Genomic DNA, 16,741 nt, shown 5'->3' with positions numbered 1-16,741 from the left:
GTAGACACAACAAACACATTCAAGTGTCTTGTATTCGATTCAAACTTGTTTGAATCACATTGAGTCCGGCAAACAATTATCAAGAATTAACCCTTCTTGATGACAACCAAAAACCTTGGTTAGTTGCCATACGCTTATTTGTCTTCACTTTTTAAAGTGAAATCAAATAGAAACCCTTTCGGGTTGTATGGTTAAGTGACTAAGCGTACACGGTGGATGCCTTGGCAGTCAGAGGCGATGAAAGGCGTAATAACTTGCGATAAGCCCAGATTAGGTAGTAATAACCTTTTGAGTCTGGGATTCCTGAATGGGGAAACCCACTTACATAAGTAAGTATCCTGTTGTGAATACATAGCAACAGGAGGCAAACCGGGGGAACTGAAACATCTAAGTACCCCGAGGAAGAGAAATCAACCGAGATTCCGAAAGTAGCGGCGAGCGAAATTGGATTAGCCCTTAAGCTTTTAATGAGACAGATGAAGGCTCTGGAAAGTGCCGCAGTAAAGGGTGATAGCCCCGTAATCGACATCTCATCATCAGTGAAAACGAGTAGGGCGGGACACGTGATATCCTGTCTGAATATGGGGGGACCATCCTCCAAGGCTAAATACTACTGACTGACCGATAGTGAACCAGTACCGTGAGGGAAAGGCGAAAAGAACCCCTGTGAGGGGAGTGAAATAGAACCTGAAACCGTGTACGTACAAGCAGTAGGAGCACCTTCGTGGTGTGACTGCGTACCTTTTGTATAATGGGTCAGCGACTTAATTTTAGTAGCAAGGTTAACCGTTTAGGGGAGCCGTAGGGAAACCGAGTCTTAACTGGGCGTACAGTTGCTAGGATTAGACCCGAAACCAGGTGATCTAGCCATGGGCAGGTTGAAGGTTGAGTAACATCAACTGGAGGACCGAACCGACTAATGTTGAAAAATTAGCGGATGACTTGTGGCTAGGGGTGAAAGGCCAATCAAACCTGGAGATAGCTGGTTCTCCCCGAAAGCTATTTAGGTAGCGCCTCGGACGAATACTACTGGGGGTAGAGCACTGTTAAGGCTAGGGGGTCATCCCGACTTACCAACCCTTTGCAAACTCCGAATACCAGTAAGTACTATCCGGGAGACACACGGCGGGTGCTAACGTCCGTCGTGGAGAGGGAAACAACCCAGACCGCCAGCTAAGGTCCCAAAGTATAGCTAAGTGGGAAACGATGTGGGAAGGCTCAGACAGCCAGGATGTTGGCTTAGAAGCAGCCATCATTTAAAGAAAGCGTAATAGCTCACTGGTCGAGTCGGCCTGCGCGGAAGATGTAACGGGGCTAAGCTATACACCGAAGCTGCGGCTACGTACCTTAGGGTGCGTGGGGTAGGGGAGCGTTCTGTAAGCCGTTGAAGGTGGTCTGTAAGGGCTGCTGGAGGTATCAGAAGTGCGAATGCTGACATGAGTAACGATAAAGGGAGTGAAAAACTCCCTCGCCGGAAGACCAAGGGTTCCTGTCCAACGTTAATCGGGGCAGGGTAAGTCGACTCCTAAGGCGAGGCCGAAAGGCGTAGTCGATGGGAAACGGGTTAATATTCCCGTACTTCTTACAATTGCGATGGGGGGACGGAGAAGGCTAGGTGGGCCTGGCGACGGTTGTCCAGGTTCAAGTACGTAGGCGGGTGGTTTAGGTAAATCCGGACCGCTACTAACGCTGAGATACGATGTCGAGCTACTACGGTAGTGAAGTCATTGATGCCATGCTTCCAGGAAAAGCCTCTAAGCTTCAGATTGTAAGGAATCGTACCCCAAACCGACACAGGTGGTCGGGTAGAGAATACCAAGGCGCTTGAGAGAACTCGGGTGAAGGAACTAGGCAAAATGGTACCGTAACTTCGGGAGAAGGTACGCTCTTATCAGTGAAGTCCCTTGCGGATGGAGCAGACGAGAGTCGCAGATACCAGGTGGCTGCAACTGTTTATTAAAAACACAGCACTGTGCAAAATCGTAAGATGACGTATACGGTGTGACGCCTGCCCGGTGCCGGAAGGTTAATTGATGGGGTTAGACTTCGGTCGAAGCTCTTGATCGAAGCCCCGGTAAACGGCGGCCGTAACTATAACGGTCCTAAGGTAGCGAAATTCCTTGTCGGGTAAGTTCCGACCTGCACGAATGGCGTAATGATGGCCACGCTGTCTCCACCCGAGACTCAGTGAAATTGAAATCGCTGTGAAGATGCAGTGTACCCGCGGCTAGACGGAAAGACCCCGTGAACCTTTACTACAGCTTGGCACTGAACATTGAACCTACATGTGTAGGATAGGTGGGAGACTTTGAAACCGCGTCGCTAGATGTGGTGGAGTCGTCCTTGAAATACCACCCTTGTAGTTTTGATGTTCTAACGTTGGTCCCTGAATCGGGATTACGGACAGTGCCTGGTGGGTAGTTTGACTGGGGCGGTCTCCTCCCAAAGAGTAACGGAGGAGCACGAAGGTGGGCTAAACACGGTTGGACATCGTGTGGTTAGTGCAATGGCATAAGCCCGCTTGACTGCGAGAATGACAATTCGAGCAGGTGCGAAAGCAGGTCATAGTGATCCGGTGGTTCTGAATGGAAGGGCCATCGCTCAACGGATAAAAGGTACTCCGGGGATAACAGGCTGATACCGCCCAAGAGTTCATATCGACGGCGGTGTTTGGCACCTCGATGTCGGCTCATCACATCCTGGGGCTGAAGTCGGTCCCAAGGGTATGGCTGTTCGCCATTTAAAGTGGTACGCGAGCTGGGTTTAGAACGTCGTGAGACAGTTCGGTCCCTATCTGCCGTGGGCGTTGGAAAATTGAAAGGGGCTGCTCCTAGTACGAGAGGACCGGAGTGGACGAACCTCTGGTGTTCGGGTTGTCATGCCAATGGCATTGCCCGGTAGCTAAGTTCGGAATCGATAACCGCTGAAAGCATCTAAGCGGGAAGCGAGCCTTGAGATGAGTTTTCCCTGACGCTATAAGCGTCCTAAAGGGTTGTCGTAGACTACGACGTTGATAGGCAGGGTGTGTAAGTGCTGCGAGGCATTGAGCTAACCTGTACTAATTGCCCGTGAGGCTTAACCATACAACACCCAAGGGGTTTTGTGGACTCAAAGACAGACCTTGAATGAGTTTGAAGAGATAGACTTTTAAATACAGTTTTCCGAATTTTAAAATTTGCTTGGCGACCATAGCATTGTGGACCCACCTGATTCCATGCCGAACTCAGAAGTGAAACACAATAGCGCCGATGGTAGTGTGGGGCTTCCCCATGTGAGAGTAGGACATCGCCAGGCTTTAATTTCGACTTTGTCTACAAAGTAGACAAGTCACCATAGAGTTCTAAGTTTTCTTAGTATTTTATGTTGACTTTCAAAGTAGAAAGCGTATTATACGCGTCCTGCTTAAGTGCTAAGGCACTGAAAGCAAAGCTCTTTAACAATTTAAACCTATCAATCTGTGTGGGCACTCGTTGATGAATATCAAAACGTTTTATCATTAGATAAAACAGATTCTTCGGAATCAAAATTGATTTCAATGAACTGAGTGACCAATACGAATAATTACTTTCTATATAGAGAGGGGTTATTTGGCACAGTCAATTCATTACCATTCTGTTGGAATGGTAATAGCTTTAGAATTACATGTTCATGTTTACATGAATATTAGTTTTGAAGTCAGTATTCGTTGAGTCACAAAATCTTAAATTGAAGAGTTTGATCATGGCTCAGATTGAACGCTGGCGGCAGGCCTAACACATGCAAGTCGAGCGGAAACGACACTAACAATCCTTCGGGTGCGTTAATGGGCGTCGAGCGGCGGACGGGTGAGTAATGCCTAGGAAATTGCCTTGATGTGGGGGATAACCATTGGAAACGATGGCTAATACCGCATAATGCCTACGGGCCAAAGAGGGGGACCTTCGGGCCTCTCGCGTCAAGATATGCCTAGGTGGGATTAGCTAGTTGGTGAGGTAATGGCTCACCAAGGCGACGATCCCTAGCTGGTCTGAGAGGATGATCAGCCACACTGGAACTGAGACACGGTCCAGACTCCTACGGGAGGCAGCAGTGGGGAATATTGCACAATGGGCGAAAGCCTGATGCAGCCATGCCGCGTGTATGAAGAAGGCCTTCGGGTTGTAAAGTACTTTCAGTTGTGAGGAAGGGGGTAGTGTTAATAGCGCTATCTCTTGACGTTAGCAACAGAAGAAGCACCGGCTAACTCCGTGCCAGCAGCCGCGGTAATACGGAGGGTGCGAGCGTTAATCGGAATTACTGGGCGTAAAGCGCATGCAGGTGGTTCATTAAGTCAGATGTGAAAGCCCGGGGCTCAACCTCGGAACTGCATTTGAAACTGGTGAACTAGAGTACTGTAGAGGGGGGTAGAATTTCAGGTGTAGCGGTGAAATGCGTAGAGATCTGAAGGAATACCAGTGGCGAAGGCGGCCCCCTGGACAGATACTGACACTCAGATGCGAAAGCGTGGGGAGCAAACAGGATTAGATACCCTGGTAGTCCACGCCGTAAACGATGTCTACTTGGAGGTTGTGGCCTTGAGCCGTGGCTTTCGGAGCTAACGCGTTAAGTAGACCGCCTGGGGAGTACGGTCGCAAGATTAAAACTCAAATGAATTGACGGGGGCCCGCACAAGCGGTGGAGCATGTGGTTTAATTCGATGCAACGCGAAGAACCTTACCTACTCTTGACATCCAGAGAAACCAGCGGAGACGCAGGTGTGCCTTCGGGAACTCTGAGACAGGTGCTGCATGGCTGTCGTCAGCTCGTGTTGTGAAATGTTGGGTTAAGTCCCGCAACGAGCGCAACCCTTATCCTTGTTTGCCAGCGAGTAATGTCGGGAACTCCAGGGAGACTGCCGGTGATAAACCGGAGGAAGGTGGGGACGACGTCAAGTCATCATGGCCCTTACGAGTAGGGCTACACACGTGCTACAATGGCGCATACAGAGGGCAGCAAGCTAGCGATAGTGAGCGAATCCCAAAAAGTGCGTCGTAGTCCGGATTGGAGTCTGCAACTCGACTCCATGAAGTCGGAATCGCTAGTAATCGTAGATCAGAATGCTACGGTGAATACGTTCCCGGGCCTTGTACACACCGCCCGTCACACCATGGGAGTGGGCTGCAAAAGAAGTGGGTAGTTTAACCTTTCGGGGAGGACGCTCACCACTTTGTGGTTCATGACTGGGGTGAAGTCGTAACAAGGTAGCCCTAGGGGAACCTGGGGCTGGATCACCTCCTTATACGAAGATATTCACGATAAGTGTCCACACAGATTGATTAGGTTTAGAAAAGTTAAGAGACGATATTGGGTCTGTAGCTCAGCTGGTTAGAGCGCTCGCCTGATAAGCGGGAGGTCGGTGGTTCAAGTCCACTCAGACCCACCAATATCGACCTAGATGGGGCTATAGCTCAGCTGGGAGAGCGCCTGCCTTGCACGCAGGAGGTCTGCGGTTCGATCCCGCATAGCTCCACCATCTTTAAGTATTCTCTTAAGAGAGTCTTTAAAAATGGTTCAATTTATTGAATCAAGCTCTTTAACAATTTGGAAAGCTGACTGATTGATTACTTACGAGTAATTCAATCAAATTTAAAAGTTCTCAATGTTTACCTTTATGGTAAACACAACAAACACATTCAAGTGTCTTGTATTCGATTCAAACTTGTTTGAATCACATTGAGTCCGGCAAACAGTTATCAAGAATTAACCCTTCTTGATGACAACCAAAAACCTTGGTTAGTTGCCATACGCTAAGACCCTTTCGGGTTGTATGGTTAAGTGACTAAGCGTACACGGTGGATGCCTTGGCAGTCAGAGGCGATGAAAGGCGTAATAACTTGCGATAAGCCCAGATTAGGTAGTAATAACCTTTTGAGTCTGGGATTCCTGAATGGGGAAACCCACTTACATAAGTAAGTATCCTGTTGTGAATACATAGCAACAGGAGGCAAACCGGGGGAACTGAAACATCTAAGTACCCCGAGGAAGAGAAATCAACCGAGATTCCGAAAGTAGCGGCGAGCGAAATTGGATTAGCCCTTAAGCTTTTAATGAGACAGATGAAGGCTCTGGAAAGTGCCGCAGTAAAGGGTGATAGCCCCGTAATCGACATCTCATCATCAGTGAAAACGAGTAGGGCGGGACACGTGATATCCTGTCTGAATATGGGGGGACCATCCTCCAAGGCTAAATACTACTGACTGACCGATAGTGAACCAGTACCGTGAGGGAAAGGCGAAAAGAACCCCTGTGAGGGGAGTGAAATAGAACCTGAAACCGTGTACGTACAAGCAGTAGGAGCACCTTCGTGGTGTGACTGCGTACCTTTTGTATAATGGGTCAGCGACTTAATTTTAGTAGCAAGGTTAACCGTTTAGGGGAGCCGTAGGGAAACCGAGTCTTAACTGGGCGTACAGTTGCTAGGATTAGACCCGAAACCAGGTGATCTAGCCATGGGCAGGTTGAAGGTTGAGTAACATCAACTGGAGGACCGAACCGACTAATGTTGAAAAATTAGCGGATGACTTGTGGCTAGGGGTGAAAGGCCAATCAAACCTGGAGATAGCTGGTTCTCCCCGAAAGCTATTTAGGTAGCGCCTCGGACGAATACTACTGGGGGTAGAGCACTGTTAAGGCTAGGGGGTCATCCCGACTTACCAACCCTTTGCAAACTCCGAATACCAGTAAGTACTATCCGGGAGACACACGGCGGGTGCTAACGTCCGTCGTGGAGAGGGAAACAACCCAGACCGCCAGCTAAGGTCCCAAAGTATAGCTAAGTGGGAAACGATGTGGGAAGGCTCAGACAGCCAGGATGTTGGCTTAGAAGCAGCCATCATTTAAAGAAAGCGTAATAGCTCACTGGTCGAGTCGGCCTGCGCGGAAGATGTAACGGGGCTAAGCTATACACCGAAGCTGCGGCTACGTACCTTAGGGTGCGTGGGGTAGGGGAGCGTTCTGTAAGCCGTTGAAGGTGGTCTGTAAGGGCTGCTGGAGGTATCAGAAGTGCGAATGCTGACATGAGTAACGATAAAGGGAGTGAAAAACTCCCTCGCCGGAAGACCAAGGGTTCCTGTCCAACGTTAATCGGGGCAGGGTAAGTCGACTCCTAAGGCGAGGCCGAAAGGCGTAGTCGATGGGAAACAGGTTAATATTCCTGTACTTCTTACAATTGCGATGGGGGGACGGAGAAGGCTAGGTGGGCCTGGCGACGGTTGTCCAGGTTCAAGTACGTAGGCGGGTGGTTTAGGTAAATCCGGACCGCTACTAACGCTGAGATACGATGTCGAGCTACTACGGTAGTGAAGTCATTGATGCCATGCTTCCAGGAAAAGCCTCTAAGCTTCAGATTGTAAGGAATCGTACCCCAAACCGACACAGGTGGTCGGGTAGAGAATACCAAGGCGCTTGAGAGAACTCGGGTGAAGGAACTAGGCAAAATGGTACCGTAACTTCGGGAGAAGGTACGCTCTTATCAGTGAAGTCCCTTGCGGATGGAGCAGACGAGAGTCGCAGATACCAGGTGGCTGCAACTGTTTATTAAAAACACAGCACTGTGCAAAATCGTAAGATGACGTATACGGTGTGACGCCTGCCCGGTGCCGGAAGGTTAATTGATGGGGTTAGACTTCGGTCGAAGCTCTTGATCGAAGCCCCGGTAAACGGCGGCCGTAACTATAACGGTCCTAAGGTAGCGAAATTCCTTGTCGGGTAAGTTCCGACCTGCACGAATGGCGTAATGATGGCCACGCTGTCTCCACCCGAGACTCAGTGAAATTGAAATCGCTGTGAAGATGCAGTGTACCCGCGGCTAGACGGAAAGACCCCGTGAACCTTTACTACAGCTTGGCACTGAACATTGAACCTACATGTGTAGGATAGGTGGGAGACTTTGAAACCGCGTCGCTAGATGTGGTGGAGTCGTCCTTGAAATACCACCCTTGTAGTTTTGATGTTCTAACGTTGGTCCCTGAATCGGGATTACGGACAGTGCCTGGTGGGTAGTTTGACTGGGGCGGTCTCCTCCCAAAGAGTAACGGAGGAGCACGAAGGTGGGCTAAACACGGTTGGACATCGTGTGGTTAGTGCAATGGCATAAGCCCGCTTGACTGCGAGAATGACAATTCGAGCAGGTGCGAAAGCAGGTCATAGTGATCCGGTGGTTCTGAATGGAAGGGCCATCGCTCAACGGATAAAAGGTACTCCGGGGATAACAGGCTGATACCGCCCAAGAGTTCATATCGACGGCGGTGTTTGGCACCTCGATGTCGGCTCATCACATCCTGGGGCTGAAGTCGGTCCCAAGGGTATGGCTGTTCGCCATTTAAAGTGGTACGCGAGCTGGGTTTAGAACGTCGTGAGACAGTTCGGTCCCTATCTGCCGTGGGCGTTGGAAAATTGAAAGGGGCTGCTCCTAGTACGAGAGGACCGGAGTGGACGAACCTCTGGTGTTCGGGTTGTCATGCCAATGGCATTGCCCGGTAGCTAAGTTCGGAATCGATAACCGCTGAAAGCATCTAAGCGGGAAGCGAGCCTTGAGATGAGTTTTCCCTGGCGCTATAAGCGTCCTAAAGGGTTGTCGTAGACTACGACGTTGATAGGCAGGGTGTGTAAGTGCTGCGAGGCATTGAGCTAACCTGTACTAATTGCCCGTGAGGCTTAACCATACAACACCCAAGGGGTTTTGTGGACTCAAAGACAGACCTTGAATGAGTTTGAAGAGATAGACTTTTAAATACAGTTTTCCGAATTTTAAAATTTGCTTGGCGACCATAGCATTGTGGACCCACCTGATTCCATGCCGAACTCAGAAGTGAAACACAATAGCGCCGATGGTAGTGTGGGGTTTCCCCATGTGAGAGTAGGACATCGCCAGGCTTTAATTTCGACTTTGTCTACAAAGTAGACAAGTCACCATAGAGTTCTAAGTTTTCTTAGTATTTTATGTTGACTTTCAAAGTAGAAAGCGTATTATACGCGTCCTGCTTAAGTGCTAAGGCACTGAAAGCAAAGCTCTTTAACAATTTAAACCTATCAATCTGTGTGGGCACTCGTTGATGAATATCAAAACGTTTTATCGTTAGATAAAACAGATTCTTCGGAATCAAAATTGATTTCAATGAACTGAGTGACCAATACAAATAACTTCGGTTATTTGGCACAGTCAATTCATTACCATTCTGTTGGAATGGTAATAGCTTTAGAATTACATGTTCATGTTTACATGAATATTAGTTTTGAAGTCAGTATTCGTTGAGTCACAAAATCTTAAATTGAAGAGTTTGATCATGGCTCAGATTGAACGCTGGCGGCAGGCCTAACACATGCAAGTCGAGCGGAAACGACACTAACAATCCTTCGGGTGCGTTAATGGGCGTCGAGCGGCGGACGGGTGAGTAATGCCTAGGAAATTGCCTTGATGTGGGGGATAACCATTGGAAACGATGGCTAATACCGCATAATGCCTACGGGCCAAAGAGGGGGACCTTCGGGCCTCTCGCGTCAAGATATGCCTAGGTGGGATTAGCTAGTTGGTGAGGTAATGGCTCACCAAGGCGACGATCCCTAGCTGGTCTGAGAGGATGATCAGCCACACTGGAACTGAGACACGGTCCAGACTCCTACGGGAGGCAGCAGTGGGGAATATTGCACAATGGGCGAAAGCCTGATGCAGCCATGCCGCGTGTATGAAGAAGGCCTTCGGGTTGTAAAGTACTTTCAGTTGTGAGGAAGGGGGTAGTGTTAATAGCGCTATCTCTTGACGTTAGCAACAGAAGAAGCACCGGCTAACTCCGTGCCAGCAGCCGCGGTAATACGGAGGGTGCGAGCGTTAATCGGAATTACTGGGCGTAAAGCGCATGCAGGTGGTTCATTAAGTCAGATGTGAAAGCCCGGGGCTCAACCTCGGAACTGCATTTGAAACTGGTGAACTAGAGTACTGTAGAGGGGGGTAGAATTTCAGGTGTAGCGGTGAAATGCGTAGAGATCTGAAGGAATACCAGTGGCGAAGGCGGCCCCCTGGACAGATACTGACACTCAGATGCGAAAGCGTGGGGAGCAAACAGGATTAGATACCCTGGTAGTCCACGCCGTAAACGATGTCTACTTGGAGGTTGTGGCCTTGAGCCGTGGCTTTCGGAGCTAACGCGTTAAGTAGACCGCCTGGGGAGTACGGTCGCAAGATTAAAACTCAAATGAATTGACGGGGGCCCGCACAAGCGGTGGAGCATGTGGTTTAATTCGATGCAACGCGAAGAACCTTACCTACTCTTGACATCCAGAGAAACCAGCGGAGACGCAGGTGTGCCTTCGGGAACTCTGAGACAGGTGCTGCATGGCTGTCGTCAGCTCGTGTTGTGAAATGTTGGGTTAAGTCCCGCAACGAGCGCAACCCTTATCCTTGTTTGCCAGCGAGTAATGTCGGGAACTCCAGGGAGACTGCCGGTGATAAACCGGAGGAAGGTGGGGACGACGTCAAGTCATCATGGCCCTTACGAGTAGGGCTACACACGTGCTACAATGGCGCATACAGAGGGCAGCAAGCTAGCGATAGTGAGCGAATCCCAAAAAGTGCGTCGTAGTCCGGATTGGAGTCTGCAACTCGACTCCATGAAGTCGGAATCGCTAGTAATCGTAGATCAGAATGCTACGGTGAATACGTTCCCGGGCCTTGTACACACCGCCCGTCACACCATGGGAGTGGGCTGCAAAAGAAGTGGGTAGTTTAACCTTTCGGGGAGGACGCTCACCACTTTGTGGTTCATGACTGGGGTGAAGTCGTAACAAGGTAGCCCTAGGGGAACCTGGGGCTGGATCACCTCCTTATACGAAGATATTCACGATAAGTGTCCACACAGATTGATTAGGTTTAGAAAAGTTAAGAGACGATATTGGGTCTGTAGCTCAGCTGGTTAGAGCGCTCGCCTGATAAGCGGGAGGTCGGTGGTTCAAGTCCACTCAGACCCACCAATATCGACCTAGATGGGGCTATAGCTCAGCTGGGAGAGCGCCTGCCTTGCACGCAGGAGGTCTGCGGTTCGATCCCGCATAGCTCCACCATCTTTAAGTATTCTCTTAAGAGAGTCTTTAAAAATGGTTCAATTTATTGAATCAAGCTCTTTAACAATTTGGAAAGCTGACTGATTGATTACTTACGAGTAATTCAATCAAATTTAAAAGTTCTCAATGTTTACCTTTATGGTAAACACAACAAACACATTCAAGTGTCTTGTATTCGATTCAAACTTGTTTGAATCACATTGAGTCCGGCAAACAGTTATCAAGAATTAACCCTTCTTGATGACAACCAAAAACCTTGGTTAGTTGCCATACGCTAAGACCCTTTCGGGTTGTATGGTTAAGTGACTAAGCGTACACGGTGGATGCCTTGGCAGTCAGAGGCGATGAAAGGCGTAATAACTTGCGATAAGCCCAGATTAGGTAGTAATAACCTTTTGAGTCTGGGATTCCTGAATGGGGAAACCCACTTACATAAGTAAGTATCCTGTTGTGAATACATAGCAACAGGAGGCAAACCGGGGGAACTGAAACATCTAAGTACCCCGAGGAAGAGAAATCAACCGAGATTCCGAAAGTAGCGGCGAGCGAAATTGGATTAGCCCTTAAGCTTTTAATGAGACAGATGAAGGCTCTGGAAAGTGCCGCAGTAAAGGGTGATAGCCCCGTAATCGACATCTCATCATCAGTGAAAACGAGTAGGGCGGGACACGTGATATCCTGTCTGAATATGGGGGGACCATCCTCCAAGGCTAAATACTACTGACTGACCGATAGTGAACCAGTACCGTGAGGGAAAGGCGAAAAGAACCCCTGTGAGGGGAGTGAAATAGAACCTGAAACCGTGTACGTACAAGCAGTAGGAGCACCTTCGTGGTGTGACTGCGTACCTTTTGTATAATGGGTCAGCGACTTAATTTTAGTAGCAAGGTTAACCGTTTAGGGGAGCCGTAGGGAAACCGAGTCTTAACTGGGCGTACAGTTGCTAGGATTAGACCCGAAACCAGGTGATCTAGCCATGGGCAGGTTGAAGGTTGAGTAACATCAACTGGAGGACCGAACCGACTAATGTTGAAAAATTAGCGGATGACTTGTGGCTAGGGGTGAAAGGCCAATCAAACCTGGAGATAGCTGGTTCTCCCCGAAAGCTATTTAGGTAGCGCCTCGGACGAATACTACTGGGGGTAGAGCACTGTTAAGGCTAGGGGGTCATCCCGACTTACCAACCCTTTGCAAACTCCGAATACCAGTAAGTACTATCCGGGAGACACACGGCGGGTGCTAACGTCCGTCGTGGAGAGGGAAACAACCCAGACCGCCAGCTAAGGTCCCAAAGTATAGCTAAGTGGGAAACGATGTGGGAAGGCTCAGACAGCCAGGATGTTGGCTTAGAAGCAGCCATCATTTAAAGAAAGCGTAATAGCTCACTGGTCGAGTCGGCCTGCGCGGAAGATGTAACGGGGCTAAGCTATACACCGAAGCTGCGGCTACGTACCTTAGGGTGCGTGGGGTAGGGGAGCGTTCTGTAAGCCGTTGAAGGTGGTCTGTAAGGGCTGCTGGAGGTATCAGAAGTGCGAATGCTGACATGAGTAACGATAAAGGGAGTGAAAAACTCCCTCGCCGGAAGACCAAGGGTTCCTGTCCAACGTTAATCGGGGCAGGGTAAGTCGACTCCTAAGGCGAGGCCGAAAGGCGTAGTCGATGGGAAACAGGTTAATATTCCTGTACTTCTTACAATTGCGATGGGGGGACGGAGAAGGCTAGGTGGGCCTGGCGACGGTTGTCCAGGTTCAAGTACGTAGGCGGGTGGTTTAGGTAAATCCGGACCGCTACTAACGCTGAGATACGATGTCGAGCTACTACGGTAGTGAAGTCATTGATGCCATGCTTCCAGGAAAAGCCTCTAAGCTTCAGATTGTAAGGAATCGTACCCCAAACCGACACAGGTGGTCGGGTAGAGAATACCAAGGCGCTTGAGAGAACTCGGGTGAAGGAACTAGGCAAAATGGTACCGTAACTTCGGGAGAAGGTACGCTCTTATCAGTGAAGTCCCTTGCGGATGGAGCAGACGAGAGTCGCAGATACCAGGTGGCTGCAACTGTTTATTAAAAACACAGCACTGTGCAAAATCGTAAGATGACGTATACGGTGTGACGCCTGCCCGGTGCCGGAAGGTTAATTGATGGGGTTAGACTTCGGTCGAAGCTCTTGATCGAAGCCCCGGTAAACGGCGGCCGTAACTATAACGGTCCTAAGGTAGCGAAATTCCTTGTCGGGTAAGTTCCGACCTGCACGAATGGCGTAATGATGGCCACGCTGTCTCCACCCGAGACTCAGTGAAATTGAAATCGCTGTGAAGATGCAGTGTACCCGCGGCTAGACGGAAAGACCCCGTGAACCTTTACTACAGCTTGGCACTGAACATTGAACCTACATGTGTAGGATAGGTGGGAGACTTTGAAACCGCGTCGCTAGATGTGGTGGAGTCGTCCTTGAAATACCACCCTTGTAGTTTTGATGTTCTAACGTTGGTCCCTGAATCGGGATTACGGACAGTGCCTGGTGGGTAGTTTGACTGGGGCGGTCTCCTCCCAAAGAGTAACGGAGGAGCACGAAGGTGGGCTAAACACGGTTGGACATCGTGTGGTTAGTGCAATGGCATAAGCCCGCTTGACTGCGAGAATGACAATTCGAGCAGGTGCGAAAGCAGGTCATAGTGATCCGGTGGTTCTGAATGGAAGGGCCATCGCTCAACGGATAAAAGGTACTCCGGGGATAACAGGCTGATACCGCCCAAGAGTTCATATCGACGGCGGTGTTTGGCACCTCGATGTCGGCTCATCACATCCTGGGGCTGAAGTCGGTCCCAAGGGTATGGCTGTTCGCCATTTAAAGTGGTACGCGAGCTGGGTTTAGAACGTCGTGAGACAGTTCGGTCCCTATCTGCCGTGGGCGTTGGAAAATTGAAAGGGGCTGCTCCTAGTACGAGAGGACCGGAGTGGACGAACCTCTGGTGTTCGGGTTGTCATGCCAATGGCATTGCCCGGTAGCTAAGTTCGGAATCGATAACCGCTGAAAGCATCTAAGCGGGAAGCGAGCCTTGAGATGAGTTTTCCCTGACGCTATAAGCGTCCTAAAGGGTTGTCGTAGACTACGACGTTGATAGGCAGGGTGTGTAAGTGCTGCGAGGCATTGAGCTAACCTGTACTAATTGCCCGTGAGGCTTAACCATACAACACCCAAGGGGTTTTGTGGACTCAAAGACAGACCTTGAATGAGTTTGAAGAGATAGACTTTTAAATACAGTTTTCCGAATTTTAAAATTTGCTTGGCGACCATAGCATTGTGGACCCACCTGATTCCATGCCGAACTCAGAAGTGAAACACAATAGCGCCGATGGTAGTGTGGGGCTTCCCCATGTGAGAGTAGGACATCGCCAGGCTTTAAATTTGAACACTTGTCAGCGACGACAAGTCTTCCACTGCGGAGTGGTAGTTCAGTTGGTTAGAATACCGGCCTGTCACGCCGGGGGTCGCGGGTTCGAGTCCCGTCCACTCCGCCACTTATTCGATAACCTCGCCTAGTGCGAGGTTTTTTCGAATCTGAAGTAATGAAAGTTTTAGGGGTGTAGCTCCAATTGGCAGAGCAGCGGATTCCAAATCCGCGTGTTGGGAGTTCGAATCTCTCCACCCCTGCCATATACTAAAGCCTCAGCAGAAATGCTGAGGCTTTTTTACATCTGTTGCTTCTACGAAGCAATGTTGGGAGTTGGATCGCCAGCCCGGTCGAATCTCGGAGTGCCGGCTTATTCGAACCCTGCTATATTTAAGACTCTAGACTGAGCGTCCCTGCAGGAATGCTAGAGCCTTTATTAGAGGTAACGCGGGAAGCACCAAGTACTCCTTTAGCTATCTCTATCTACTCAACACTCATTTTGCTCTGTAATTCTGCTAGTTAATAACTAACGCTATTCTAGCGAGACATTGAGTCCCGTTATTTGTGTTTCAAGGTGCAAGGTGAAGCCGTTCGATTGATACTTATATAATCTTGGAAGTGGTTTATTGGGTAGACTAGCGAGGGCGCAGAATAACGAGTTCTCTGTATGACTTGAGCTCCTGAAAGAGTTCTGGCCAAACTTAGTCCTCCCCCACATTAAGGTTTTTGTTTACTCAAATACTAGCAGTATCAAATATCGATATAAGCTCTATGTTCCACGTATACTCTTCAGCGAGGGAATTGGTGAGTTTGACTTTCATTACGTATAAAAAAGGCCACCTAAAGTAGACGGCCTTGGTTGATCATCTAGATGTTAATCTAGCTCTTTCTCTGCTTGTTTTGCTTTCTCTATCATAGGAGTGATTGTTGAGCCTTGAATCAGAATAGAGAACACAACAACAGCATATGTCATGACAAGGATTATCTCTTTAACATCTATTGCCTTGTCTTCAATTACCCAGATACCTGAAGGGATTGAAAGTGCCATGGCTAGTGCTAAACCACCGCGTAAACCACCCCAAGTTAGAATCTTAATCGACCACGGGTTGTAAGTTCTAAAACGTTTAAATCCAATGTAAGACAAGAAAACACTTAAGTAGCGAGCACTCAATACAAGGGGGACTGCGAACGCCATTAAGATCCAGTCTTCTTGGTGGAATTTGAATAGCAGCATCGACATACCAATTAACAAGAATAATACGCCGTTTAAGAATTCATCTATCAATTCCCAGAAATGATCTAGGTGATCTTCACTCTCTTTTGAGAATCCGATAAAGCGAGTCCAGTTACCAATCATGATACCTGATACCACCATCGCTAATGGACCTGATACATGTAGAACTTCAGCAAACGCATAACCAGCAGTTGGGATGCCGATGGTTAATAGCAACTCCATCGAGTGGTCATCGGTATTGCTGATTAGGTAATGGAATACAAGACCTAAAACAAAACCGTAGACGATGCCGCCAATTGCCTCTTGAACGAATAGCATGGTCACACTACCGACGGTTGGCGCTTCTGTGCCGAATGCGATAGTAAATAGGGTTACGAAGATCACTAAGCCAAAACCATCGTTGAATAGAGATTCTCCTTCGATTTGAGTAGAGATTCTTCTGGGCGCATCGAGCTTCTTTACTATTGCTAAAACGGCAATTGGATCGGTTGGAGAGATTAACGAGCCAAAGAGTAGGCAGTAAATCAGATCAAATTGAATGCCGATGACCTGACAGAACCCGTACAGTACAAAACCGATAAAGAAGGTTGAAAACAGCGTAGCACCTAACGCGAGTACAGTTATTTCCCACTTTTGGTCTTTTAGGTTTGGTAACTTAATCCCTAAACCACCGGCAAAGAGTAAGAACCCCAATATTCCCTTAAGTAGGAAATCTTCAAAGTTGATACTGGCAACGGTTTCTGAGGCGATGTCAGCCAGTTGGAACCAATTGTTTTGTCCCGCAATGATAATCAATAGAGATAACATCATTGAGCCAGCTGTGATGGCGATGGTTGTCTGCATTTTACCAATTTTTGTATTCACGAAAGCAATAAGCATGGCTGCAGCGGACAAGAAGCATAAGGTGTAATAGACCGACATTGGGATTCCAACATGTAACAAAGTATGAATATGAATTTTCGTTGTCTCATGCTCAAATAGCAAACATTTTTTTGTCATGAGTCGGTAATCAATTTCCTTTTTTAGACGTCTAGACTCCT

The 16,741-nt window shown here is 48.7% G+C and carries 1 protein-coding gene, 6 tRNA genes and 8 rRNA genes; 14 read left to right on the top strand and 1 reads right to left on the bottom strand.

What is annotated here, in order from left to right:
* Positions 1–189: 189 nt before the first annotated feature.
* From AB8613_RS07005 to AB8613_RS06940, 14 genes are all read left to right on the top strand, one after another.
* Positions 190–3,083 (top strand): 23S ribosomal RNA (locus AB8613_RS07005).
* Positions 3,084–3,178: 95 nt separating this feature from the next.
* Positions 3,179–3,294, top strand: a 5S ribosomal RNA gene (gene rrf / locus AB8613_RS07000).
* A 408-nt stretch (positions 3,295–3,702) separates the two neighbouring features.
* Positions 3,703–5,257 (top strand): 16S ribosomal RNA (locus tag AB8613_RS06995).
* A 67-nt stretch (positions 5,258–5,324) separates the two neighbouring features.
* Positions 5,325–5,401, top strand: a tRNA-Ile gene (locus AB8613_RS06990).
* Positions 5,402–5,415: 14 nt separating this feature from the next.
* Positions 5,416–5,491, top strand: a tRNA-Ala gene (locus AB8613_RS06985).
* A gap of 296 nt (positions 5,492–5,787) precedes the next feature.
* Positions 5,788–8,681 (top strand): 23S ribosomal RNA (locus tag AB8613_RS06980).
* A 95-nt stretch (positions 8,682–8,776) separates the two neighbouring features.
* Positions 8,777–8,892: ribosomal RNA gene (rrf, locus tag AB8613_RS06975) — 5S ribosomal RNA — on the top strand.
* Between the two features lie 392 nt (positions 8,893–9,284).
* Positions 9,285–10,839: ribosomal RNA gene (locus AB8613_RS06970) — 16S ribosomal RNA — on the top strand.
* Positions 10,840–10,906: 67 nt separating this feature from the next.
* Positions 10,907–10,983 (top strand) — tRNA-Ile (locus tag AB8613_RS06965).
* A gap of 14 nt (positions 10,984–10,997) precedes the next feature.
* A tRNA-Ala gene (locus AB8613_RS06960) sits at positions 10,998–11,073 on the top strand.
* Positions 11,074–11,369: 296 nt separating this feature from the next.
* Positions 11,370–14,263 (top strand): 23S ribosomal RNA (locus tag AB8613_RS06955).
* A 95-nt stretch (positions 14,264–14,358) separates the two neighbouring features.
* Positions 14,359–14,474: ribosomal RNA gene (gene rrf / locus AB8613_RS06950) — 5S ribosomal RNA — on the top strand.
* The 16S, 23S and 5S rRNA genes sit together here with 6 tRNA genes alongside, the layout of an rRNA operon.
* A 43-nt stretch (positions 14,475–14,517) precedes the next feature.
* Positions 14,518–14,594, top strand: a tRNA-Asp gene (locus AB8613_RS06945).
* Between the two features lie 59 nt (positions 14,595–14,653).
* Positions 14,654–14,730: transfer RNA gene (locus AB8613_RS06940), tRNA-Trp, on the top strand.
* Between the two features lie 611 nt (positions 14,731–15,341).
* On the opposite strand, the gene AB8613_RS06935 is transcribed toward AB8613_RS06940, so the two are convergent.
* The gene (locus AB8613_RS06935) at positions 15,342–16,622 is read right to left on the bottom strand and encodes a sodium:proton antiporter (protein WP_136979351.1); all 1,281 of its coding nucleotides are present in this window, start codon (positions 16,620–16,622) and stop codon (positions 15,342–15,344) included.
* Between the last annotated feature and the right edge of the window lie 119 nt (positions 16,623–16,741).

The organism is Vibrio sp. BS-M-Sm-2 (assembly GCF_041504345.1).
GTDB classification, from domain to species: domain Bacteria; phylum Pseudomonadota; class Gammaproteobacteria; order Enterobacterales; family Vibrionaceae; genus Vibrio; species Vibrio satsumensis.
This window is presented reverse-complemented; position numbering and strand designations above follow the sequence as displayed.

What these genes read in the sequence shown, in the direction of transcription:
- AB8613_RS06935 (WP_136979351.1), bottom strand. Translation starts at nt 16,622, where the DNA reads ATGTCGGTCTATTACACCTTATGCTTCTTGTCCGCTGCAGCCATGCTT.